General features: G+C 70.5%; 17 protein-coding genes and 1 riboswitch. Of the genes, 9 read left to right on the top strand and 8 right to left on the bottom strand.

The genetic code is table 11. The annotated features are described in order from the left end of the window. Positions 1-11: 11 nt before the first annotated feature. The 5 genes from CKO43_RS08140 to gcvT all read right to left on the bottom strand — a co-directional run bounded on the left by CKO43_RS08140 (position 12) and on the right by gcvT (position 7,596). Positions 12-1,262 carry an ABC transporter substrate-binding protein gene (locus CKO43_RS08140; RefSeq protein WP_200378360.1) on the bottom strand — a complete coding sequence of 417 codons (1,251 nt, stop codon included), beginning with the start codon at positions 1,260-1,262 and terminating at the stop codon, positions 12-14. A gap of 420 nt (positions 1,263-1,682) precedes the next feature. Beyond that, entirely contained in the window at positions 1,683-3,077 is a 1,395-nt protein-coding gene (locus CKO43_RS08135; protein WP_200378359.1) for an L-serine ammonia-lyase, read from the bottom strand. 48 nt (positions 3,078-3,125) lie between these two features. Next, positions 3,126-6,038 (bottom strand): aminomethyl-transferring glycine dehydrogenase, encoded by a 2,913-nt coding sequence (gene gcvP / locus CKO43_RS08130; RefSeq protein WP_200378358.1) that lies wholly within the window; start codon positions 6,036-6,038, stop codon positions 3,126-3,128. A 26-nt stretch (positions 6,039-6,064) separates the two neighbouring features. After that, a complete protein-coding gene (gene gcvH, locus CKO43_RS08125; protein WP_200378357.1) occupies positions 6,065-6,439 on the bottom strand; it encodes a glycine cleavage system protein GcvH in 375 nt (124 codons plus the stop codon). Between the two features lie 17 nt (positions 6,440-6,456). Continuing rightward, complete coding sequence (gene gcvT / locus CKO43_RS08120) at positions 6,457-7,596, bottom strand: glycine cleavage system aminomethyltransferase GcvT (RefSeq protein WP_200378356.1); 1,140 nt, start codon at positions 7,594-7,596, stop codon at positions 6,457-6,459. A 42-nt stretch (positions 7,597-7,638) separates the two neighbouring features. Beyond that, positions 7,639-7,755: riboswitch (glycine riboswitch) on the bottom strand. A gap of 196 nt (positions 7,756-7,951) precedes the next feature. Between gcvT and CKO43_RS08115 the strand changes: the two genes are divergently transcribed. The 6 genes from CKO43_RS08115 (at position 7,952) to CKO43_RS08090 (ending at position 14,716) form a co-directional block, all read left to right on the top strand. Continuing rightward, positions 7,952-9,598, top strand: coding sequence for an acyl-CoA synthetase (locus tag CKO43_RS08115; protein ID WP_200227582.1), 1,647 nt, complete (start codon positions 7,952-7,954; stop codon positions 9,596-9,598). Between the two features lie 122 nt (positions 9,599-9,720). Further along, complete coding sequence (locus CKO43_RS08110) at positions 9,721-10,512, top strand: enoyl-CoA hydratase (protein WP_200227580.1); 792 nt, start codon at positions 9,721-9,723, stop codon at positions 10,510-10,512. Beyond that, the gene (locus CKO43_RS08105) at positions 10,509-12,506 is read left to right on the top strand and encodes a S9 family peptidase (protein WP_242481096.1); all 1,998 of its coding nucleotides are present in this window, start codon (positions 10,509-10,511) and stop codon (positions 12,504-12,506) included. Before CKO43_RS08110 ends, CKO43_RS08105 begins: the two co-directional genes overlap by 4 nt. A 124-nt stretch (positions 12,507-12,630) precedes the next feature. Next, positions 12,631-13,842 carry a glutathionylspermidine synthase family protein gene (locus CKO43_RS08100; RefSeq protein WP_200378355.1) on the top strand — a complete coding sequence of 404 codons (1,212 nt, stop codon included), beginning with the start codon at positions 12,631-12,633 and terminating at the stop codon, positions 13,840-13,842. Positions 13,843-13,850: 8 nt separating this feature from the next. Further along, positions 13,851-14,243: a DUF350 domain-containing protein gene (locus CKO43_RS08095; RefSeq protein WP_200227576.1), complete on the top strand. Its 393-nt coding sequence runs from the start codon at positions 13,851-13,853 to the stop codon at positions 14,241-14,243. Between the two features lie 8 nt (positions 14,244-14,251). Further along, positions 14,252-14,716 (top strand): hypothetical protein, encoded by a 465-nt coding sequence (locus CKO43_RS08090; protein ID WP_200378354.1) that lies wholly within the window; start codon positions 14,252-14,254, stop codon positions 14,714-14,716. A 42-nt stretch (positions 14,717-14,758) separates the two neighbouring features. Here CKO43_RS08090 and CKO43_RS08085 read toward each other — a convergent pair whose 3' ends face one another. Beyond that, positions 14,759-16,435, bottom strand: a complete 1,677-nt coding sequence (locus CKO43_RS08085) for an electron transfer flavoprotein-ubiquinone oxidoreductase (RefSeq protein ID WP_200378353.1) — start codon at positions 16,433-16,435, stop codon at positions 14,759-14,761. Between the two features lie 71 nt (positions 16,436-16,506). Continuing rightward, on the bottom strand, positions 16,507-17,634 hold the full coding sequence (locus CKO43_RS08080; protein WP_200227571.1) for an NAD(P)/FAD-dependent oxidoreductase: 1,128 nt from the start codon (positions 17,632-17,634) through the stop codon (positions 16,507-16,509). A 78-nt stretch (positions 17,635-17,712) separates the two neighbouring features. Between CKO43_RS08080 and CKO43_RS08075 the strand changes: the two genes are divergently transcribed. Together CKO43_RS08075 and CKO43_RS08070 are read left to right on the top strand one after the other, a co-directional pair. Next, positions 17,713-18,495 carry an SDR family oxidoreductase gene (locus CKO43_RS08075; protein WP_200227569.1) on the top strand — a complete coding sequence of 261 codons (783 nt, stop codon included), beginning with the start codon at positions 17,713-17,715 and terminating at the stop codon, positions 18,493-18,495. An 8-nt stretch (positions 18,496-18,503) separates the two neighbouring features. Beyond that, on the top strand, positions 18,504-19,166 hold the full coding sequence (locus CKO43_RS08070; RefSeq protein ID WP_200378352.1) for a YceH family protein: 663 nt from the start codon (positions 18,504-18,506) through the stop codon (positions 19,164-19,166). Positions 19,167-19,186: 20 nt separating this feature from the next. Here CKO43_RS08070 and CKO43_RS08065 read toward each other — a convergent pair whose 3' ends face one another. After that, complete coding sequence (locus tag CKO43_RS08065) at positions 19,187-19,492, bottom strand: hypothetical protein (protein ID WP_200227564.1); 306 nt, start codon at positions 19,490-19,492, stop codon at positions 19,187-19,189. 118 nt (positions 19,493-19,610) lie between these two features. Between CKO43_RS08065 and CKO43_RS08060 the strand changes: the two genes are divergently transcribed. Next, positions 19,611-20,033: an acyl-CoA thioesterase gene (locus tag CKO43_RS08060; protein ID WP_200227562.1), complete on the top strand. Its 423-nt coding sequence runs from the start codon at positions 19,611-19,613 to the stop codon at positions 20,031-20,033. Positions 20,034-20,038 lie beyond the last annotated feature (5 nt).

The raw sequence follows: 20,038 nt of genomic DNA, 5'->3' as shown, positions 1-20,038 counted from the left end.
CTACGGCAGGGTTACTGCGCCTTCGCGGCGTTGGCGATGCGCGCCATCGCGTCCTTGGCGCTCATCTTGTCGCTGTTCCAGTACTGGCTGACGACGTCCTTGATCGCGCCTTCGACGGCCGGCGGCACCGCCATGCCGTGGGCGATCGACGGCAGCAGGCCGCCGCTCTTGGACGTGGCGACGAAGTCCTTGGCCGACTGCTTGGCGCAGTCGTCGAACTTGTCCATGTTCATGCCCAGGCGCACGGGGATCGAGCCCTTGTTGAGGTTGAACACCTCCTGGAACTCGGGCGACATGATGGCCGCGGCCAGCGCCTTCTGCGCCTTGGTGTTCTCGGCGTTCTTCAGCTTGAACATCGCGAAGGAGTCGATGTTGAAGGTGAAGGCCTGGGCGGTGCCCGGGGCCGGGGCGCAGATGAAGTCCTTGCCCGGCACCTTGCCGGCGGCGACGAACTCGCCCTTGGCCCAGTCGCCCATCAGCTGCATGCCGGCTTCGCCCTTGATGACCATCGCGGTCGCCAGGTTCCAGTCGCGGCCCGGGGCGTTCTTGTCGGTGTAGGTCTTCACGCGCTTGAACGTGCTCAGCACCTTTTCCATCGTCGCGCTGTTCAGCGTCGCCGGGTCGAGTTGCACCAGGGCCTTGCGGTAGAAGTCGGTGCCGCCGACACCGAGCGCCACGCTTTCGAAGGTGGTGAAGTCCTGCCAGTTCTGTCCGCCGTGGGCCACGGGGATGATGCCGGCCTTCTTCAGCGCCTCGGCGGCGACGAAGAACTCGTCCCAGGTCGTCGGCACCTTGGTGCCGGCCTTCTTGAAGGCTTCCGGGTTCGCCCAGAGCCAGTTGACGCGGTGCACGTTCACCGGCGCGGCGATGTAGCTGCCCTTGTACTTCATGACGTCGGCGACGGCCTTGGGCAGCAGGCTGTCCCACTTCTCGGCCTTGGCGACGTCGTCGATGTTGGCGAGCACACCCTCGGCCGCCCATTCCTGCAGCGCCGGGCCCTTGATCTGCGCGGCCGCCGGCGCGTTGCCCGAGACCACACGCGACTTCAGCACCGTCATCGCCGAGTCGCCGCCGCCGCCGGCCACCGCGAAGTCCTTCCAGGTGTGGCCCTTGGCCTGCATCGACGCCTTCAGCGCCGCCGCCGCCTTGGCCTCGCCGCCGCTGGTCCACCAGTGCAGGACCTCGACCTCACCGGCCTGGGCGATGCCACAGGCGGCCAATGCAGCTGCAGCCGCCAGCGTGCGGATGGGGGTGTTCTTCATGTCCGTCTACCTCTTGATGCGCCGCTCGTGGCGGCTGTCGTTCGTGGGTGGTCGCGCGGGCTGTCGGGTGCATCACCGGGGTTACACCCAGCCGCCGCGCTCCGGCGAGGATGCGCCCGGACGGCGGTCAGATCAAGGGCCGTAACCCGGTGGAATCCGATGAAAGCGCGCGTTGATGGCCGAGCGCAACGCCGATCGCCACGACTCTTGACGCTCGGTCCGACACGGCGCTAAAGCCCGTGGCAAACGGCGCACCAAGCGGACGCCGTGGACGGGCTCCACCCGGCGACTGGCGAGGTCAGAAGGAGCGAACGCTCGTGGCGCACGCGACCAAGCGGACGCCGTGGACGGGCTCCGCCCGGCCACTGGCGTCGCCCCCTTGAGGGGGTAGCGGCGAAGCCGCTACGGGGGTGGTCCCATCTAGCACTCGACGATATTGACCGCCAACCCGCCGCGCGCCGTTTCCTTGTACTTGGTCATCATGTCGGCGCCGGTCTCGCGCATGGTCTTGATGACCTGGTCCAGGCTCACCTTGTGCGTGCCGTCGCCGCGCAGCGCGATGCGCGCGGCGTTGATCGCCTTCACCGCGCCCATCGCGTTGCGTTCGATGCAGGGGATCTGCACCAGCCCGCCGACCGGGTCGCAGGTCAGGCCCAGGTGGTGCTCCATGCCGATCTCGGCGGCGTTCTCGACCTGCTCGGGCGTGCCGCCGAGCACCGCGCACAAAGCGCCGGCGGCCATCGAGCAGGCGACGCCGACCTCGCCCTGGCAGCCGACCTCGGCCCCGGAGATGCTGGCGTTCTCCTTGTAGAGCAGGCCGATGGCGCCGGCGGTCAGCAGGAAGTCGACGACGCCGCGTTCGCCGGCGCCGGGCACGAAGCGTTCGTAGTAGTGCAGCACCGCGGGCACGATGCCGGCGGCGCCGTTGGTCGGCGCGGTGACGACGCGGCCGCCGGCGGCGTTCTCCTCGTTCACCGCGAGCGCGAACAGGTTGACCCAGTCCAGCACCAGCAGCGGGTCGGCGGCGGCGCCTTCGGGCGTCTTGGCCACGAGTGCCGCATGCAGCGCCGGCGCGCGCCGCGGCACCTTGAAGCCACCGGGCAGCACGCCGGGTGTCGCGATGCCACGCCGCACGCAGGCCTGCATCACCTGCCAGATCGTCAGCAGGCCGGCCTCGACCTCGGCCTCGCTGCGCCACAGCGCCTCGTTGCGCCGCATCACGCCGGCGATGTCACAGCCGAGTTCGTGCGTGCGCTGCAGCAGCTCGTCGCCGCTGCGGAACGGGTGCGGCAGCACGGTCGCATCGGGCGCGATCACCTGGTGACGCGTGCCGTCGGCGGCGATCTCGTCGCTGACGACGAAGCCGCCGCCGACCGAGTAATAGCGCCGCTCTGACAGCAGCGTGCCGGCCGCGTCCCAGGCCGAGAACACCATGCCGTTGGCGTGGAAGGGCAGGGTCTCGCGGCGGTGAAACTCCAGGTCGCGCTTCTCGGCGAAGTCGATCGCGCGCTGTCCCAGCAGTTCGAGCCGGCCGCTGGCGCGCATCGCCGCCAGCAGCGCCGGCACCTCGTCCACCGGCACGGTGTCGGGTTCATGCCCCGCCAGGCCCAGCAGCACTGCGGTGTCGCTGCCGTGGCCCTTGCCGGTGGCGCCGAGCGAGCCGTAGAGCTGGGCGGCGACACGCGCCGTGCGTTCCAGCAGGCCTTCGTGCGCCAGCCGCAGCACGAACAGCCGAGCGGCACGCATCGGCCCGACGGTGTGGCTGCTGCTCGGGCCGATGCCGATCTTGAAGAGGTCGAATACGGAAACTGCCATCGTGACCTCGGACGATGAGGGGCGCGGCCGGCGGCCGCGCCTGCGGTATCAGGCGTAGTCTGACATCGGCGGGCAGCTGCACACGAGGTTGCGGTCTCCCCAGACGTTGTCGACCCGGCCCACCGGCGACCAGTACTTCTGCCGCCGCAGTGCCGGCACCGGATACGCCGCCTCTTCGCGGCTGTAGGCGTGAGGCCAGTCGCTGGCGAGCAGCACCTGGGCGGTGTGCGGCGCGTGTTTCAGCGGGTTGTCCTCGCGCGGCCAGGCGCCCGATTCGACCTTCGCGATCTCGGCGCGGATCGCGATCATCGCGTCGCAGAAGCGGTCGAGTTCGGCCCGCGGTTCGCTCTCGGTCGGCTCGACCATCAACGTGCCGGGCACCGGGAAGCTCAGCGTCGGCGCGTGGAAACCGTAGTCGATCAGGCGCTTGGCGACGTCCTCGGCGCTGACGCCGCTGCTGTCCTTCAGCGGCCGCAGGTCGAGGATGCACTCGTGCGCGACACCGCCGCCGGCGACGCCGTCGACGCTGCCGCTGTAGTGGATGTCGTAGTGCGGGGCCAGCCGCGCGGCGACGTAGTTGGCGCCGAGGATCGCGGTCTCGGTCGCCTGGCGCAGGCCGTCGGCGCCCATCATGCGGATGTACATCCAGCTGATCGGCAGCACCGCCGCGTTGCCCAGCGGCGCGGCGCTGACGGCGCCGACCGGCGCCCCGGCCTCGCCATGGCGCGGCAGGAAGGGCGCCAGGTCGGCGGCGACGCAGACCGGGCCGACGCCCGGGCCGCCACCGCCGTGCGGGATGCAGAAGGTCTTGTGCAGGTTCAGGTGGCTGACGTCGCCGCCGAACTCGCCCGGCGCCGCCAGGCCGACGAGCGCGTTCATGTTCGCGCCGTCGACGTAGACCCGGCCGCCGTGGCGGTGCACGATCTCGCAGAGCTCCTTGACCCGCGGCTCGAACACGCCGTAGGTCGAGGGGTAGGTGATCATCACGCAGGCCAGGCGCTCGGCGTGCTGCCGGCACTTGGCCTGCAGGTCGTCGAGGTCGACGCTGCCGTTGGCGTCGCACTTGACGACGACGACCGAAAGCCCCGCCATCTGCGCGCTCGCCGGGTTGGTGCCGTGGGCCGACTCCGGGATCAGGCAGATGTCGCGCTGCGACTCGCCGCGCGAGGCGTGCCAGCCGCGGATCGCCAGCAGCCCGGCGTATTCGCCCTGCGAGCCGGCGTTGGGCTGCAGGCTGACGCCGGCGTAGCCGGTGGCTTCGGCGAGCCAGGCGCAGAGCTGCTCGTTGAGCAGCCGGTAGCCTTCGAGCTGGTCGGCCGGTGCGAACGGGTGCACGTCGGCGAACTCGGGCCAGGTGATGGGGATCATCTCGCTGGTCGCGTTCAGCTTCATCGTGCACGAGCCCAGCGGGATCATGCTGCGGTCCAGCGCCAGGTCCTGGTCCGAGAGCTGGCGGATGTAGCGCAGCATCTCGGTTTCGCTGTGGTGGCGGTTGAACACCGGGTGCGTCAGGAAGGTGCTGGTGCGGCGCAGCGCGGCCGGGATCAGGTCGGCGCTGGCGGCCAGTTCGTCGACGCTCGGCAGCGCCTGGCCGTCGTCGGCGAAGATGCGCCACAGCAGCTCGATGTCTTCGCGTGTCGTCGTCTCGTCCAACGTCACGCACAGGTACTCGCCCCAGGCGCGACGCAGGTTGGCGCCGTGTTCGAGCGCACGCGCCAGCAGGCGTTCGGTGGCGGCGCCGGTCTTCAGGCAGACGGTGTCGAAGGCGCCGCGTTCGAGGTGGTGCGTCTGCGACAGGTCCAGCCCCAGGCGCTGCAGCCCGGCGCAGAAGATGCCCAGGTAGCGCGCGATGCGCCCGGCGATGCGCCGCAGGCCGTCCGGCCCGTGGTAGACCGCGTACATCGACGCCACCACCGCCGGCAGCACCTGCGCGGTGCAGATGTTGCTGGTCGCCTTCTCGCGCCGGATGTGCTGCTCGCGCGTCTGCAGCGCCAGGCGGTAGGCGGGGGCGCCGTGCGCGTCGACGCTGACGCCGACCAGGCGCCCGGGCATCGCGCGCTTGAGTTCATCGCGGCAGGCCATGTAGGCCGCGTGCGGGCCGCCGGCGCCCATCGGCATGCCCAAACGCTGCGTGCTGCCGACGACGATGTCGGCGCCCATCTCGCCCGGGGGCTTCAGCACGGCCAGCGCCAGCAGGTCGGCGGCGACGACGAAGGCTGCGCCGCGCGACTTCACCGTCGCGGCGTCGGCGCTCCAGTCGTGCAGCCAGCCGCTGCTGGCCGGGTACTGCACCAGCGCGCCGAAGTAGTCGTCGGCGGTGATCGCGGCCTGCCATTGTTCGGCCGAATCCGCGACCTTGACTACCAGGCCCAGCGGTTCGGCACGCGTGCGCACGACCTCCAGCACCTGCGGGTGCAGGTCGCCGGCGACGACGAAGACCTGTCCCTTGGCCTTGACGCTGCGGCGCGCCAGCGTCATCGCCTCGGCGGCGGCGGTGGCTTCGTCGAGCATCGACGCGTTGGCGATCGCCATGCCGGTGAGGTCGCAGACCAGGGTCTGGAAGTTGACCAGCGCCTCCAGCCGGCCCTGCGAGATCTCGGCCTGGTAAGGCGTGTAGGCGGTGTACCAGGCCGGGTTCTCGAGCACGTTGCGCAGGATGACCGTCGGCGTCACGGTGCCGTGGTAACCCTGGCCGATGAAGCTCTTGAGCCGCCGGTTGCGCCCGGCGATGGCGCGCAGTTCGGCCAGCGCCTCCCGCTCCGATGCCGGCGCCGGCAGCACCATGGACTGCGTGCGCCGGATGCTCGCCGGCACGACGGCGTCGATCAGCGCGGCTCGCGAGGCGACGCCGATCGCGCCGAGCATCGCCGCCTCGTCGGCGGCGGACGGCCCGAGGTGGCGGGCGAGGAACTCGCCGGCGTCTTCCAGCGCGGCAAGGGGCAGGGGGGCGTTCTCGGACATGCGGCTTCGTCGGCGGGTTCGGTGGCTCAGAGCGTCTGCAACAGGGCGTCGTAGGCGGGGCGGTCCATCAGCTGGTCGAACTCGGCCATGTCGGCGACGTGGACCTTGAAGAACCAGCCGTTGCCCATCGGGTCGCTGTTGGCCAGCGCCGGCTCGTCGCGCAGCGCTTCGTTGACCTCGACGATCTCGCCGCTGACCGGCATGTACAGGTCGGCGGCGGCCTTGACCGACTCGACGACACCGGCGACTTCGCCCTTCTTGAAGGTGCGGCCGACCTCGGGCAGCTCGACGAAGACGACGTCACCGAGCGCGTCCTGCGCGTGCGGCGTGATGCCGACGACGGCGGCCTCGTGGTCCTCGATGTTGATCCATTCGTGGTCGGGGGTGAACATGGTGGTCATCGGCATCTCCTCGGTGTTCAGGCTCGGTGGTAACGGTGGGGTTGGAAGGGCATGGGGGTCACACGCATCGGCAGGCGCTTGCCGCGCACCTCGGCGTAGACCTCGTGTCCGGGGCCGGCGTGATCGGGTGGCAGATAAGCCATCGCGATCGGGCGGTCGACCCCGGGTGCCAGCGTACCGCTGGTCACGTGGCCGAGTTTGTGGCCGTGGGCGTCGACGATGCTTGCGCCTTCTCGTACCGGCACGCGTTCCAGCCCGACCAGGCCGACACGCTTGCGCAGCACGCCGCCGGCGAGGTGGCGGCCGATCGCCGCCGCGCCGGGGTAGCCGCCTTCGCGTGCACCGCCGGGGCGGCGCACCTTCTGGATCGCCCAGGACAGGCCGGCCTCGACCGGCGAGCTGTTCTCGTCGATGTCGTGGCCGTACAGGCACAGGCCCGCTTCCAGGCGCAGCGTGTCGCGTGCGCCCAGGCCGGCGGGTTTGACCTCGGGCAGCGCCAGCAGCGCCGAGGCCAGCGCCGCGGCACGTTCGGCCGGCACCGAGATCTCGAAGCCGTCTTCGCCGGTATAGCCCGAACGCGTGACGAAGCAGGGCGCGTCGGCCAGGTCGAAGACGCCGCCGGTCATGAAGACCAGTTGTTTGACTGCGGGGTTCAGCCGCGCCAGCGCGTCGGCGGCCTGCGGGCCTTGCAGCGCCAGCAGCGCACGTTCGGGCATGGCGACGACGCTGCAGCGGTGGCCGATGTTCGTCTGCAGGTGGCGCAGGTCGGCGTCCTTGCAGCCGGCGTTGACGACCAGGAACAGGTCGCCGAAACCGGTGCCGGGTTCGGGCCGCGAGATCATCAGGTCGTCGAGCAGCCCGCCGTGTTCGTTGGTGAAGAAGGCGTAGCGCTGGCGGCCGATGCCGAGGTCGACGACGTCGACCGGCACCAGCGTTTCCAGCGCCGCGGCGGCGTCGGCGCCCGACAGCCGGATCTGGCCCATGTGCGAGACGTCGAACAGCGCCGCGGCGCTGCGGCACTGGCGGTGTTCGGCGATCAGGCCGTCGCGGTACTGGACCGGCATCGCATAACCTGCGAACGGCACCAAACGTGCACCCAGGCTCAGGTGCAGCTCGTGCAGAGGTGTCTTCAAGAGTTCGCTCACGGGCGTCTCCATCGAGGGCATCGTCTTGGACCACCGGCTTTGGCTGCCGGTGTACGTGCCCCCGCTGTCCGCTTTACCTGAGAGATTCGGCGCCACCGCCGACGGTGGGCCTTGCCCCTTCGGTGGGCCGCCGTTCAACCGAATCGGCGGCCTCTCTCCAGTGAGGAAGGAATGCCAGTCCTTTTGCCTGAGCGTTCGGGCTGACCCTGCGCCTTCGGCGGCCCGCTCGAGGCGGACTCTCTCCTGACGGCGCGCAGTGTATCAGCGCCTTTTGCGCCGGCCGCGTTCCGGCCTCGGCGATGGGGACGCGGCAGTGTCGTGTCAGCTGCATGCTTAACATCGTCCGCGCACCGACAGGAGACTGGTTATGAGCATCTACGAGCAGCACCTGGACCGCAACCCGGCCAACTTCGTCGCGCTGTCGCCGACGAGTTTCGTCGAACGCAGCGCCGAGGTCTTCGCCGACCTGCCGGCGGTGATCCACGGCGCGCGCCGCTACACCTGGGCCCAGACGCGTGAACGCAGCGCGCGGCTGGCGGCGGCGCTGCGTGCGCTCGGCGCCGGCCGCGGCACGACGGTCAGCGTGATGCTGCCGAACACGCCCGAGATGGTCGAGGTTCACTACGCGGTGCCGGCGATCAACGCGGTGCTGAACACGCTGAACACACGCCTGGACGCGCCGCTGCTGGCCTGGCAGATGAACCACTGCGAGGCCGCGGTGCTGATCACCGACCGCGAGTTCGCGCCGCTGGTCGCCGAGGCGCTGGCGCGGCTGAAGGCCGAGCACGGCCGCGAGCCCATCGTCATCGACGTCTGCGACAGCGAATACACCGGCCGCGGCGAACGCCTGGGCGCGCACGAGTACGAAGAACTGCTGGCCGCGCACGCGCCGCTGGCGCGGCTGGAAGGCCCGGCCGACGAGTGGGACGCGATCGCCGTCAGCTACACCAGCGGCACCACCGGCGACCCCAAGGGCGTCGTCACGCATCACCGCGGCGCCTACCTGAACGCGGTCGGCAACGCGGCGACCTGGACCATGCCGCAGTTCCCGAAGTACCTGTGGATGCTGCCGATGTTCCACTGCAACGGCTGGTGCTTCCCGTGGACGGTGGCGATGCTGGGCGGCACCCACGTCTGCCTGCGCCGGGTCGAGCCCAAGTCCATCCTCGACGCGATGCGCGAACACGGCGTCGACCACTACTGCGCCGCACCCATCGTGCACGGGCTGATCATCAATGCGCCGGCCGAGTGGCGCCAAGGCATCACGCAGCAGGTGCGCGGCATGGTCGCCGGCGCCGCGCCGCCGGCCGCGATGATCGAAGGCATGGCCCAGCTCGGCTTCGATATCACCCACGTCTACGGCCTGACCGAGGTCTACGGGCCCGCGTCGGTGGCGGTCAAGCGCCCCGCCTGGGCCGCCGCCGACGTCTCCGAGCAGACGCGGCTCAACGGCCGCCAGGGCGTGCGCTACGCGCTGCAGGAAGGCATGACGGTGCTCGACCCCGAGACGATGGCCGAGGTGCCGGCCGACGCCGGCACGATGGGCGAGATCATGTTCCGCGGCAACATCGTGATGAAGGGCTACCTGAAGAACCCGGCTGCCACCGACCGGGCCTTTGCCGGCGGCTGGTTCCACACCGGCGACCTGGCCGTCATCGAGCCCGACCGTTACGTCAAGATCAAGGACCGCAGCAAGGACATCATCATCTCCGGCGGCGAGAACATCAGCTCGCTGGAAGTCGAGGACGCGCTCTACCGCCACCCGGCCGTGCTGGCCTGCGCGGTGGTCGCGCGGCCCGACCCGAAATGGGGCGAGTCGCCGGTGGCCTACGTCGAGCTGAAGCTCGGCGTCGACGTCACCGCCGCCGAGCTGATCGCCCACTGCAAGAGCGTGCTCGCGCACTACAAGGTGCCCAAGGAGATCCGCTTCGAGGCGATCCCGAAGACGAGCACCGGCAAGATCCAGAAGTTCCAGCTGCGCCAGCGGGCCAAGAGCTCGTCGGCGATCGAGTGAGTCGTTCCGCTCCCTCTCCCGCTTGCGGGAGAGGGTTGGGGTGAGGGTGGCGGCAGACCCCGGCCCTCACCCCCCGCCCTCTCCCGCCGTCGCGGGAGAGGGAGCCTGACCAGGAGACACCGATGACCGAAGATCCGCTGCTGCTGCACGAGAAGGACGCCCGCGGCGTCGTCCGGCTGACGCTGAACCGGCCCCAGGCCTTCAACTCGCTGTCCGAGGCGATGATCGCCGCGCTGCAGGCCTCGCTCGAACGCATCGCCGAGGACCCGGCGGCGCGTGTCGTCGTCATCGCCGGCGCCGGCCGCGCTTTCTGCGCCGGCCATGACCTGAAGGAGATGCGCGCCGAGCCTTCGCTGGACTACTACGAGCGCCTGTTCGCCGCCTGCGCACGCATGATGCTGACGATCCAGAAGCTGCCGGTGCCGGTGGTCGCACGCGTGCACGGCATCGCCACCGCCGCCGGCTGCCAGCTGGTCGCGATGTGCGACCTGGCGGTGGCCGCACGCGACGCGAAGTTCGCCGTCAGCGGCGTCAACCTGGGCCTGTTCTGCTCGACGCCCAGCGTCGCGCTGGCGCGCAACCTGTCGCGCAAGGCGGCGTTCGAGATGCTGGTGACCGGCGAGTTCATCGGCGCCGACGAGGCGCTCGCCAAAGGCCTGGTCAACCGCGTCGCGGCGCCCGAGGACCTTGACGCCGAGCTCGGGCGCCTGCTTGCCGCCATCGTCGCCAAGCCGCCGGTGGCCGTCGCCGCCGGCAAGGCGCTGTTCTATCGCCAGCTCGAGACCGGCATCGCCGCCGCCTACGATGACGCCGGCCGCACGATGGCCTGCAACATGATGGACCCGGCCGCGCTCGAAGGAGTGCAGGCCTTCATAGACAAACGCAAGCCCTCCTGGGCAGATGGTTCACGATGAGACGATTCCTGTTTTCCGCGGCCTGTGCCGCCACCGCGCTGGCGCTCGCCGGCTGTGCCAGCGCACCTCCGGCCGACGCGGTCGTGGCACCCAACGCCAAGCTCGTCGTCCAGGGCATCCCGCCGATCCCGCAGGCGCTCGCCGAGCGCGTGCAGCGCTACAACGACTTCCGCGGCCACGGCTTCGCCGACTGGCACCCGACACAGCGCGAGATGCTGGTGCTGCACCGCGGTGACAGCGACGCCACCGCGCAGCTGTACCGGCTGGCGGCGCCCGGCGGCATGCTCGAGCGCCTGACGGCCGAACCCGACCCGGTGGCCGAAGCCAGCTGGGAGCCGCAGGCCGGCCGCTACATCGTCTTCGCGCGCGGCCGCGGCGGCAACGAAGCGACCCAGCTCTACCGCCTGGACCCGGCGACGCGCCAGGCCACGCTGCTGACCGACGCCGACCAACGCCACGACTTCATCGGCTGGCTGCACGGCTCCAGCCGCCTGCTGTACGGCTCGGTGCCGCTGGACCGCACCGCTGACGGCGGCCGGCGCGCGGCGATCGACACCACGCTGTGGCTGACCGACCCGCTGGCGCCCGAAGGCCGGCGCCAGGTCGCGGTGCTGCCCGGCGCCGGCTGGTTCGGCGGCGCGATCTCGTACGACGACCGCACGCTTGCGATCACGCGCTACGTCTCGGCCACCGAATCCGAAGCCTGGCTCGTCGACCTCGCCAGTGGCGAACGCCGGCGCGTGCTGCCGGCGCCGGGCGAGACGCTGAAGGCCTCGCACTTCCCGGTCGCCTTCCGCCCCGACGGCTCGGGCCTGCTGTTCATCAGCGACCGTGCCGGCGAGTTCCGCGAGCTGATGCTGCTGGCGCTGGCCGACGGCCGCATCACCCGCATCAGCGCCCACATTCCCTGGGACGTCAGCGGCGTCGCGGCGAGCGAGGACGGGCGCTGGATCGCGCTGCAGGCCAATGTCGAAGGCCGCGACGAACTGCGCCTGTTCGACGGCCGCACGCTGAAGGAAGCGGCGCTGCCGCCGCTGCCGGCCGGCAGCATCGGCAGCGCGGTCTTCGACCGCCGCCGCGGCGAACTCGCGTTCTCGACCAACAGCGCCCAAGGGCCGAGCCGGCTGCATTCGCTCGATCTGACCAGCGGCCGGGTCGCCGGCTGGACCATGCCGTACACGCCGCCGGGCCTGGACACCACCCGCTTCGGCGAAGCCGACATCGTGCGCTGGGCCAGCTTCGACGGCCGCACGATCTCCGGCCTGCTGCACCGCCCGCCGGCACGTTTCACCGGCCCGCGCCCGGTGCTGATCCAGATCCACGGCGGCCCCGAAGGCCAGGCCACGGTCGGTTTCATGGGGCGCTACAACTACCTGCTGCAGGAGCTGGGCGTCGCGATCGTGCAGCCCAACGTGCGCGGCTCCGAAGGTTTCGGCAAGACCTTCCTGTCGCTGGACAACGGCATGCTGCGCGAGGACTCCGTGAAGGACATCGGCGCGCTGCTCGACTGGATCGCCACGCAGCCGGGGCTGGACGCCTCGCGCGTGCTGGTGGCCGGCGGCAGCTACGGCGGCTACATGACGCTGGCGGTGGCGACGCACTACGCCGAGCGCATCGCCGGCTCGGTCGACGACGTCGGCATCTCGCACTTCGTCACCTTCCTGCAGAACACCGAGAGTTACCGCCGCGACCTGCGCCGCGCCGAATACGGCGACGAACGCGACCCGGCGATGCGCGCCTTCCTCGACCGCATCTCGCCGCTGTCCAACGCCGGCAAGATCCGCAAGCCGCTGTTCGTCGTCCAGGGCTTGAACGACCCGCGCGTGCCCTACACCGAGGCCGAGCAGATCGTCGCCCAGGTGCGCGCCAACGGCACGCCGGTCTGGTACCTGCGCGCCGAGAACGAAGGCCACGGTTTCCAGCGCAAGGAGAACGCCGACTGGCGCTTCTACGCCTTCGTGCGTTTCGCCGAGCAGGTGCTGCTGGGGCGCTGAGGCCGGTCAAGCGTCGTCGCATGGAGGGATGAACCGCGCACGCCGCCACCCGCGGGCGGCGGCGTGCGCGTCCGGGCGCCGGTGGCCTGGGTATGCTCGCGCGTCCTTTTTCGCTCTCCTTCCCGTGAAACGGTTGCCGCAGCTTCCCCGTCCCGATTGGCAACGCCGCCTGGAACACCAGGGCTTCCACTTCCACTCGATAGACCCCGAAGGCGAAGACCGCGCCGGGCAGGGCGAGCAGTTCCTGTACTGGCGCGAGGACGTGGCCTACGAGTTCGGCGAGCAGGCGATCGAGCGGCTGTACGAGGCGGTGCGTGAATTGCACGCGATGAGCGTCGAGACAGCCGGCGAGCTAGTGCGCCGCGGCGACCTGGCGCGCCTGGGTCTGCCGCCGGCGGCGCAGGCGCTGGTCGAGCAAAGCTGGCGGCGCGGCGACCCGCATCTCTACGGCCGCTTCGACCTCAGCTGGGACGGTGCGGCCGAGCCGCGGCTGCTCGAATACAACGCCGACACGCCGACCTCGATCATCGAGACCGCGGTCGCGCAGTGGAACTGGCTGCAGGACGTGCACCCGGGCGCGGACCAGTTCAACTCGCTGCACGAGGCGCTGGTCGAGCGCCTGGGCACGATCGCACGCGAGCGCGGCCTGCGCAGCGTGCACCTGGCCGGGCTGCTGGACTGCCAGGAGGACTGCGGCAACCTCGAGTACCTGCTCGACGTCGCCGTGCAGGCCGGGCTGCAGGCCTCGCTGATCGACATGAACCACATCGGCCGCACGCCGCAGGGCGGCTTCGTCGACCTCGACGACCGGCCGATCGAGTGCTGCTTCAAGCTCTATCCCTGGGAGTGGATGGCCGGCGAGGCCTTCGGCGACGGCGTGCTCGACGCGCCCACCGTCTGGCTGGAGCCGGCCTGGAAGATGGCGCTGTCGAACAAGGCGCTGCTGGCCCTGCTGTGGGAACGCCATCCGGGCCACCCCAACCTGCTGCCGGCCTATTTTTCGCCCGAGCCTTTCGGCCGCGCGCCCTACGTGAAGAAGCCGCTGCTGTCGCGCGAAGGCGCCAACGTCGAGTTCGTGCACGACGGCGTGGTGTCGCTGAAGACCGAAGGCGGCTACGGCGCCGAGGGCCACGTCTATCAGGCCGCGGCGCCGCTGCCGGCCTTCGCCGCGCCCGAGGCGACGTCCTGGCACGGCCCGCTCGACGCGGTGCACGCCGTCGTCGGTGCCTGGGTCGTCGGCGACGAGGCCGTCGGCATGGCGGTGCGCGAGGACGTCACGCCGGTCACCTCCAACACCGCCTACTTCGTGCCCCATTTTTTCCGTCCCGGGACCTGAACCGCAGCATGCAAGGCTTCCTCAACTTCAACGTCTACCTCCTCGTCTGCCTGGCCTTGTGGCTGGGCAGCCTCTGGGTCTACGTGCAGATCACGCCCTACCCGGAGTTCCGGCTCGTCGAGCAGGGCAACGTCGCGGCGGCCTGCAGCCTGTCGGGCGCCGCGCTCGGCCTGGCGCTGCCGCTGGTCAGCCTGGCGCTGCACGCCGCCGGCCTGGCCGACCTGGCGGCCTGGGCGGCGATGGCGCTGGCCTACCAGCTGGCGCTGTGGTGGCTGCTGGGGCGCACCGTGCTGCGCGGGCTGGCGCGTGCGGTGCCCGAGGGCAACGTCGCCGTCGGCCTGACGCTGGGCGCGTTCAGCCTCGGGCTGGGCGCGCTGAACTTCGGCTGCCTGTCCTACTGAGGCCGACGATGGGAGATCGCCAAGGGTACGGCGTGGTGGCGCTGGTGATCATCGCCAGCGGCGCGACCTACGCCTGGGAACGCCAGGGCTACCAGCTGGACGACCAGCCGCACGAGCTGACGCGTCCGGTTTATTCCAGCCGGCTGGACTGCGACCTTGACTGGGGCGACGAGGCGTTCTGCGAAGACGGCTACGAGCCGGCCAGCAGCGGCAGCGGCGGTGGGTCCGGCACGTCTTACGGCGGCGGGGGTGGAGGCCGCCGGGTTGCCTTCGGCCCCTACTACAGCGCGCACGAAGGCTACTACTACGGCTACGACGGCAAGAAGGGCAAGCTGCTGCGCGAGCCCAAGCTGGCCATGCGCCAGATCCAGGAGACGCTGTCGACGCGCCAGATCGTCGCCAAGGGCGGCCAGTACACCAACGCCCGCGGCGGCTTCGGCACACGCGCCCGCATCTTCTCGGGCGGTGGCTGAACTGGATGTGCGAGACCGGGGCCGCGCTGCGGCCCCCGGAACTCACATGCCTGCGTAGTTCGGGCCGCCGCCGCCTTCGGGCGTGACCCAGACGATGTTCTGCGTCGGGTCCTTGATGTCGCAGGTCTTGCAGTGCACGCAGTTCTGGGCGTTGATCTGCAGGCGCTCGCCGCCGCTGCCGTCGGGCACGAACTCGTAGACCGCGGCCGGGCAGTAGCGGCTCTCGGGGCCGGCGTAACGCGCCAGGTTCACCGCCACCGGCACCGACGCATCCTTCAGCGTCAGGTGCGCCGGCTGGTTTTCCTCGTGGTTGGTGTTGCTGAGGAAGACCGAGCTGAGGCGGTCGAAGGTGAGCTGGCCGTCGGGTTTCGGGTAGACGATCGGCTCGATCTGGCTGGCCGCGTGCAGCCGCGCGTGGTCGGGCGTGTGGCGGTGAATGGTCCAGGGCGGGCGCTTGATGCCCAGCTTGGGCAGCAGCCACTGCTCGATGCCGGTCATCAGCGTGCCGACGCTGTTGCCCTTCTTGAACCAGGTCTTGAAGTTGCGGCTGGCGTCCAGCTCCTCGTGCAGCCAGCTCGCCGCGAAGGCCTGCGGGTAGGCATCGAGCTCGTCGCCCGCGCGGCCCGCGGCCAGCGCCGCGGCGGCGGCTTCGGCGGCCTGCATGCCGGTCTTGATCGCGGCGTGGCTGCCCTTGATGCGGGCGGCGTTCAGCGTGCCGGCTTCACAGCCGACCAGCGCGCCGCCCGGGAACACCAGCTTGGGCAGCGACAGCAGGCCGCCGGCGGTGATCGCGCGTGCGCCGTAGCCGACGCGTGTGCCGCCTTCGATGTTGCGGCGGATCGCCGGGTGCGTCTTCCAGCGCTGCATCTCCTCGAACGGGCTGGTCCAGGGGTTCTGGTAGTCCAGGCCGACGACGTAGCCGAGCGCGACCTGGTTGCCCTCCATATGATAGAGGAAACCGCCGCCGTAGGTCTGCTCGTCGACCGGCCAGCCGGCGCTGTGCAGCACCAGGCCGGGCCGGGCGGCGGCCGCGGGCACGTCCCAGAGTTCCTTGATGCCGATGGCGTAGCTCTGCGGGTCGCGGCCCTTGTCCAGGCCGAAGCGCTCGATCAGCTGGCGCCCCAGGTGCCCGCGTGCGCCCTCGGCGAAGATCGTGTACTTGCCCAGCAACTCCATGCCGAGCTGGAAGCCGGCGTGCGGCTCGCCATCCTTGCCCACGCCCATGTTGCCGGTGGCGATGCCGCGCACCTGGCCATCGTCGCCGTACAGCACTTCGGCGGCGGCGAAGCCGGGGAAGATCTCGACACCCAGCTCCTCGGCCTGTGCCGCCAGCCAGCGTGTCACCGCGCCCAGGCTGATGATGTAGTTGCCGTGGTTGTGCAGGCAGTGCGGTATCAGCCACGACGGCGCCTGGTGGTGCGTGCCGTTGGCGTGCAGGAACAGCACCTCGTCTTCCTGGCAGGGCTGGTTCAGCGGCGCGCCGCGTTCCTTCCAGTCCGGGATCAGCTCGGTGAGCGCACGCGGGTCCATCACCGCGCCCGACAGGACGTGCGCGCCCGGCTCGCTGCCCTTCTCGAGCACGACGACCGAGAGTTCGGCGTTCAGCTGCTTGAGCCGGATCGCCGCCGCCAGCCCGCCGGGCCCGGCACCGACGACGACGACGTCGTACTCCATCGCCTCGCGCGGACCGTACTGCTGGAGGATTTCTTCTGGGCGCATCTTGACCTTTGTCTCCTGGGTGAGGCCGCGCGCATTCTATAAGCGTGACCGCCGAAAAACGAACGGTCGTTCTATTTTTCGGTCGCCGAAGGGACAATGCGGCCCAGCACCTCGTCGGCGAGCGCCAGGCAAGCCGTGAGCCCAGGCGATTCGATGCCGAAGAGCTGCACGACGCCCGGGCAGCCGTGTTCGGCCGGGCCAGCGACGACGAAGTCGGCTGCCGCTTCGCCCGGGCCCGAGATCTTGGGCCGGATGCCGCTGTAGGCCGGCTGCAGCGCGCCGGCCGGCAGCGCCGGCCAGTAGCGCCGGATGTCGGCTTCGAACGCCGCCTGGCGCGCCGCGTCGACGGCGTAGTCGAGTGCCGCGCCGGGCTGCAGCCATTCGACGTCGGGGCCGAAACGCGCCTGGCCGCCCAGGTCCAGCGTCAGGTGCACGCCCAGGCCGCCATCGACCGGCGTCGGGTAGACGAGGTGCTTGAACGGCGCGCGCCCCGCGAGCGAGAAGTAGTGGCCCTTGGCGCGCCAGGTCGGCGGCACCGCGGCCGGCGGGAAGCCCTGCATCGCCAGCGCCAGCGCCTGGGCGTCGAGTGCTGCGGCGTTGACGATCCAGCGCGTGCCCAGTTCGAAGGCTTCGTCGCCGCCGGTGGCGACGATCCAGCCCTCGCCGTCGCGGCGTGCGGCCAGCAGCGGCGAGCGCAGCGCCAGCATCGCGCCGGCGTTTTCGGCGTCGCCCAGCAGCGCCGTCATCAGGCCGTGGCTGTCGACGATGCCCGAAGACGGCGACCACAAGGCGCCGGCGCAGGCCAGTGCCGGCTCCAGTTCCCGGGCTTCGGCGGCCGACAGGCGCTGCAGGTCGCCCACGCCGGCGGCGCGGCCGCGGGACTCGATGCTGTCGAGCTTCGGCAGCTCGGCCGCACCGGTGGCGACGACCAGCTTGCCGCAGCGCTGCACCGCGACGCCACGTTCGGCGCAATAGGCGTAGAGGCGCTCGCGCCCCTGAACGCACAGCCGCGCCTTCAGGCTGCCCGGCGCGTAATAGAGCCCGGCGTGCACGACTTCGCTGTTGCGCGAGGACACGCCGCTGCCGATGGCGCCCTCGCGTTCGAGAATCAGCACTTCCAGCCCGGCGCAGGCCAGCGCTCGCGCCACCGCGAGCCCGACGACACCGGCACCGACGACGACGACTTCGACACGGTCCATGGGGGCGATTGTCGGCCAGGTCTTCGGTGCTTCTTCAGTGCTATCGTGCCTGCGCCCAACCCCGATTAAGGATTGCCGATGGCCTATCAGATCGATCTCTCCGGCCGCGTGGCCTTCGTCACCGGCGCGTCCAGCGGCCTGGGTGCCAGCTTCGCGAAGACGCTGGCGCGCTCCGGTGCCGCGGTCGTGCTGGCCGCGCGCCGCGTCGAACGCCTGAAGACGCTGCGCGCCGAGATCGAAGCTGACGGCGGCGACGCCCACGTCGTCGCGCTCGACGTCACCGACACGGCGAGCATCGCCGCCGCCGTGGCCCATGCCGAGACCGAGATGGGCGCGATCGACATCCTGGTCAACAACTCGGGCGTCGGCGGGGCGCAGAAGCTGGTCGACGTCACGCCCGAGGACTATGACTACGTGCTGGACACCAACACGCGCGGCGCCTTCTTCGTCGCCCAGGCGGTGGCCAAACGCATGATCGCGCGCAGCCGCGGCACCGCGCCGGGCACCTTCACCGGCGGGCGCATCGTCAACATCGCGTCGGCGGCGGGGCTGCGTGCCTTCGGCCAGCTCGGCGTCTACGCGATGAGCAAGGCCGCGGTGATCCACATGACGCGCGCGATGGCGCTGGAGTGGGGGCGCGAGGGCATCAACGTCAACGCGATCTGCCCGGGCTACATCGACACCGAGATCAACCACCACCAGTGGCAGACCGAGGCCGGGCGCAAGCTGATCGAGATGCTGCCGCGCAAGCGTGTCGGCGACCCCGAAGACCTGGACGCTGTGCTGATGATGCTCTGCGCCAACGAGAGCCACTTCGTCAACGGCGCCGTCATCAGCGCCGACGACGGCTTCGGCATCTGAGGGCCGGCATGCGCGAGCTGACTCCGCTGGAAGCGCGTGTGCTCGGCGTGCTCGTCGAGAAGCAGCACACGGTGCCCGACACCTATCCGCTGTCGCTGAATTCGCTGGTCGCCGGCTGCAACCAGAAGACCGCGCGCCAGCCGGTGATGGAAGCCGCCGACGCCGACGTGCTGGCGGCCGTCGACGGACTGAAGTCGCTGTCGCTGGCCAACGAGGTCACCGGCAGCCGCGTCGTGCGTTTCGAACACAACGCCGCCCGCGGCCTGGGCGTGCCCAGCCAGTCGGCAGCGCTGCTGGCGGTGCTGATGCTGCGCGGCCCGCAGACCGCGGCCGAGCTGCGCCTGAACTGCGAGCGCCTGCACCGCTTCGCCGACATCTCCTCGGTCGAGGCCTTTCTCGACGAACTGGCGGAGAAGCAGCCGGCCAAGGTCGTCAAGCTCGCGCGTGCGCCGGGCGAGCGCGAGTCGCGCTGGGCGCATCTGCTGTGCGGCGAGGTGCTGCAGCCGGTGCACGTCGCCGGTGCCACGGCGCTGTCGGCCGACGCGGTCTCGGCCGGCGAGCTGGCAGCGCTGAAAGCCGAGCAGGCGCGGCTGGCGGCCGAGGTCGCCGAGCTGCGGGCGCTGGTCGAAAGGCTGGCGCGCGAGCTGGGGGTGTCGGTTCCGTCCGCCTGATCCGCTCAGTCGCGTTACGTTCAAGCCTGGTGCCGCTGGCTCCAGCCGGCGGCGCACGCAGCGGGATAGGCGTAAAAGACCGGCATTGCCCATTCGCGTCGCGGCAGGGCCGCGCCGAGCAGGCGTCCGGTGTGGCTTGCCGCCAGGTGCACGGTCGGTAGCCACTGGTGACGTCCGTAGACCCAGGCCGAGAACACCAGCAGTTCCAGCCCCGCGGCTTCGGCGAGCAGCAGGAAAGCGCGCAACTCCGGGTTCGTCACCAGGGCGAGCAGCAAGGCGATCAGAACGATCTCCACGGTCTTGCGGCGGGGTTCGACGGGTTTCATCGGCAGCTCCTGGACGGTTCAGCATAGCCTGCGGCCGCGGGCATGCCTGGCGTGTGACGACCGGGCTGACGGACATACTGGCGGGTATCTTCACTTCGAAGCCGACTCGCCGCACGCCATGCGCTTCACCCTGCCCGAACACAAGACGCTGACCCACGAGACGGTGATCCCGATCCGCTGGGGCGACATGGACGCGATGGGCCATGTCAACAACACCGTCTATTTCCGCTATCTCGAGATCACGCGGCTGGAGTGGCTGTACCGCATCGGCGGGCCGGCACATCCGAGCCACGGTACCGGCCCTGTGATCGTCAACGCCTTCTGCAACTTCGTGCGCCAGCTCGAGTTTCCCGGCGAGGTGCTGGCGCGCCACTACATCGCCAACCCGGGGCGCACGAGCTTCGACACCTACGTCGTGATGGAGCGTGTCGGCGAGCCCGGCGTGGTCTACGCCGAAGGTGGCGCGAAGACGGTGTGGACCGACTACGCAGCGAAGAAGGCGGTGCCGCTGCCGGAGGCGGTGAGGGCGCTGTTCGGCTGAGACCC

Origin of the sequence: Rubrivivax gelatinosus (assembly GCF_016583785.1) — a bacterium.
GTDB lineage: Bacteria > Pseudomonadota > Gammaproteobacteria > Burkholderiales > Burkholderiaceae_C > Rubrivivax > Rubrivivax gelatinosus_B.
This window is presented reverse-complemented; position numbering and strand designations above follow the sequence as displayed.

Excerpts from the sequence above, each read along its gene's own strand:
- CKO43_RS08080 (WP_200227571.1), bottom strand. The coding sequence starts at position 17,634 with ATGGACCGTGTCGAAGTCGTCGTCGTCGGTGCCGGTGTCGTCGGGCTC.
- CKO43_RS08095 (WP_200227576.1), top strand. The coding sequence starts at position 13,851 with ATGCAAGGCTTCCTCAACTTCAACGTCTACCTCCTCGTCTGCCTGGCC.
- gcvT (WP_200378356.1), bottom strand. The coding sequence starts at position 7,596 with ATGGAGACGCCCGTGAGCGAACTCTTGAAGACACCTCTGCACGAGCTG.
- gcvH (WP_200378357.1), bottom strand. The coding sequence starts at position 6,439 with ATGACCACCATGTTCACCCCCGACCACGAATGGATCAACATCGAGGAC.
- CKO43_RS08065 (WP_200227564.1), bottom strand. The coding sequence starts at position 19,492 with ATGAAACCCGTCGAACCCCGCCGCAAGACCGTGGAGATCGTTCTGATC.
- gcvP (WP_200378358.1), bottom strand. The coding sequence starts at position 6,038 with ATGTCCGAGAACGCCCCCCTGCCCCTTGCCGCGCTGGAAGACGCCGGC.
- CKO43_RS08115 (WP_200227582.1), top strand. The coding sequence starts at position 7,952 with ATGAGCATCTACGAGCAGCACCTGGACCGCAACCCGGCCAACTTCGTC.
- CKO43_RS08135 (WP_200378359.1), bottom strand. The coding sequence starts at position 3,077 with ATGGCAGTTTCCGTATTCGACCTCTTCAAGATCGGCATCGGCCCGAGC.
- CKO43_RS08085 (WP_200378353.1), bottom strand. The coding sequence starts at position 16,435 with ATGCGCCCAGAAGAAATCCTCCAGCAGTACGGTCCGCGCGAGGCGATG.
- CKO43_RS08070 (WP_200378352.1), top strand. The coding sequence starts at position 18,504 with ATGCGCGAGCTGACTCCGCTGGAAGCGCGTGTGCTCGGCGTGCTCGTC.
- CKO43_RS08060 (WP_200227562.1), top strand. The coding sequence starts at position 19,611 with ATGCGCTTCACCCTGCCCGAACACAAGACGCTGACCCACGAGACGGTG.
- CKO43_RS08110 (WP_200227580.1), top strand. The coding sequence starts at position 9,721 with ATGACCGAAGATCCGCTGCTGCTGCACGAGAAGGACGCCCGCGGCGTC.
- CKO43_RS08075 (WP_200227569.1), top strand. The coding sequence starts at position 17,713 with ATGGCCTATCAGATCGATCTCTCCGGCCGCGTGGCCTTCGTCACCGGC.
- CKO43_RS08105 (WP_242481096.1), top strand. The coding sequence starts at position 10,509 with ATGAGACGATTCCTGTTTTCCGCGGCCTGTGCCGCCACCGCGCTGGCG.
- CKO43_RS08140 (WP_200378360.1), bottom strand. The coding sequence starts at position 1,262 with ATGAAGAACACCCCCATCCGCACGCTGGCGGCTGCAGCTGCATTGGCC.
- CKO43_RS08090 (WP_200378354.1), top strand. The coding sequence starts at position 14,252 with ATGGGAGATCGCCAAGGGTACGGCGTGGTGGCGCTGGTGATCATCGCC.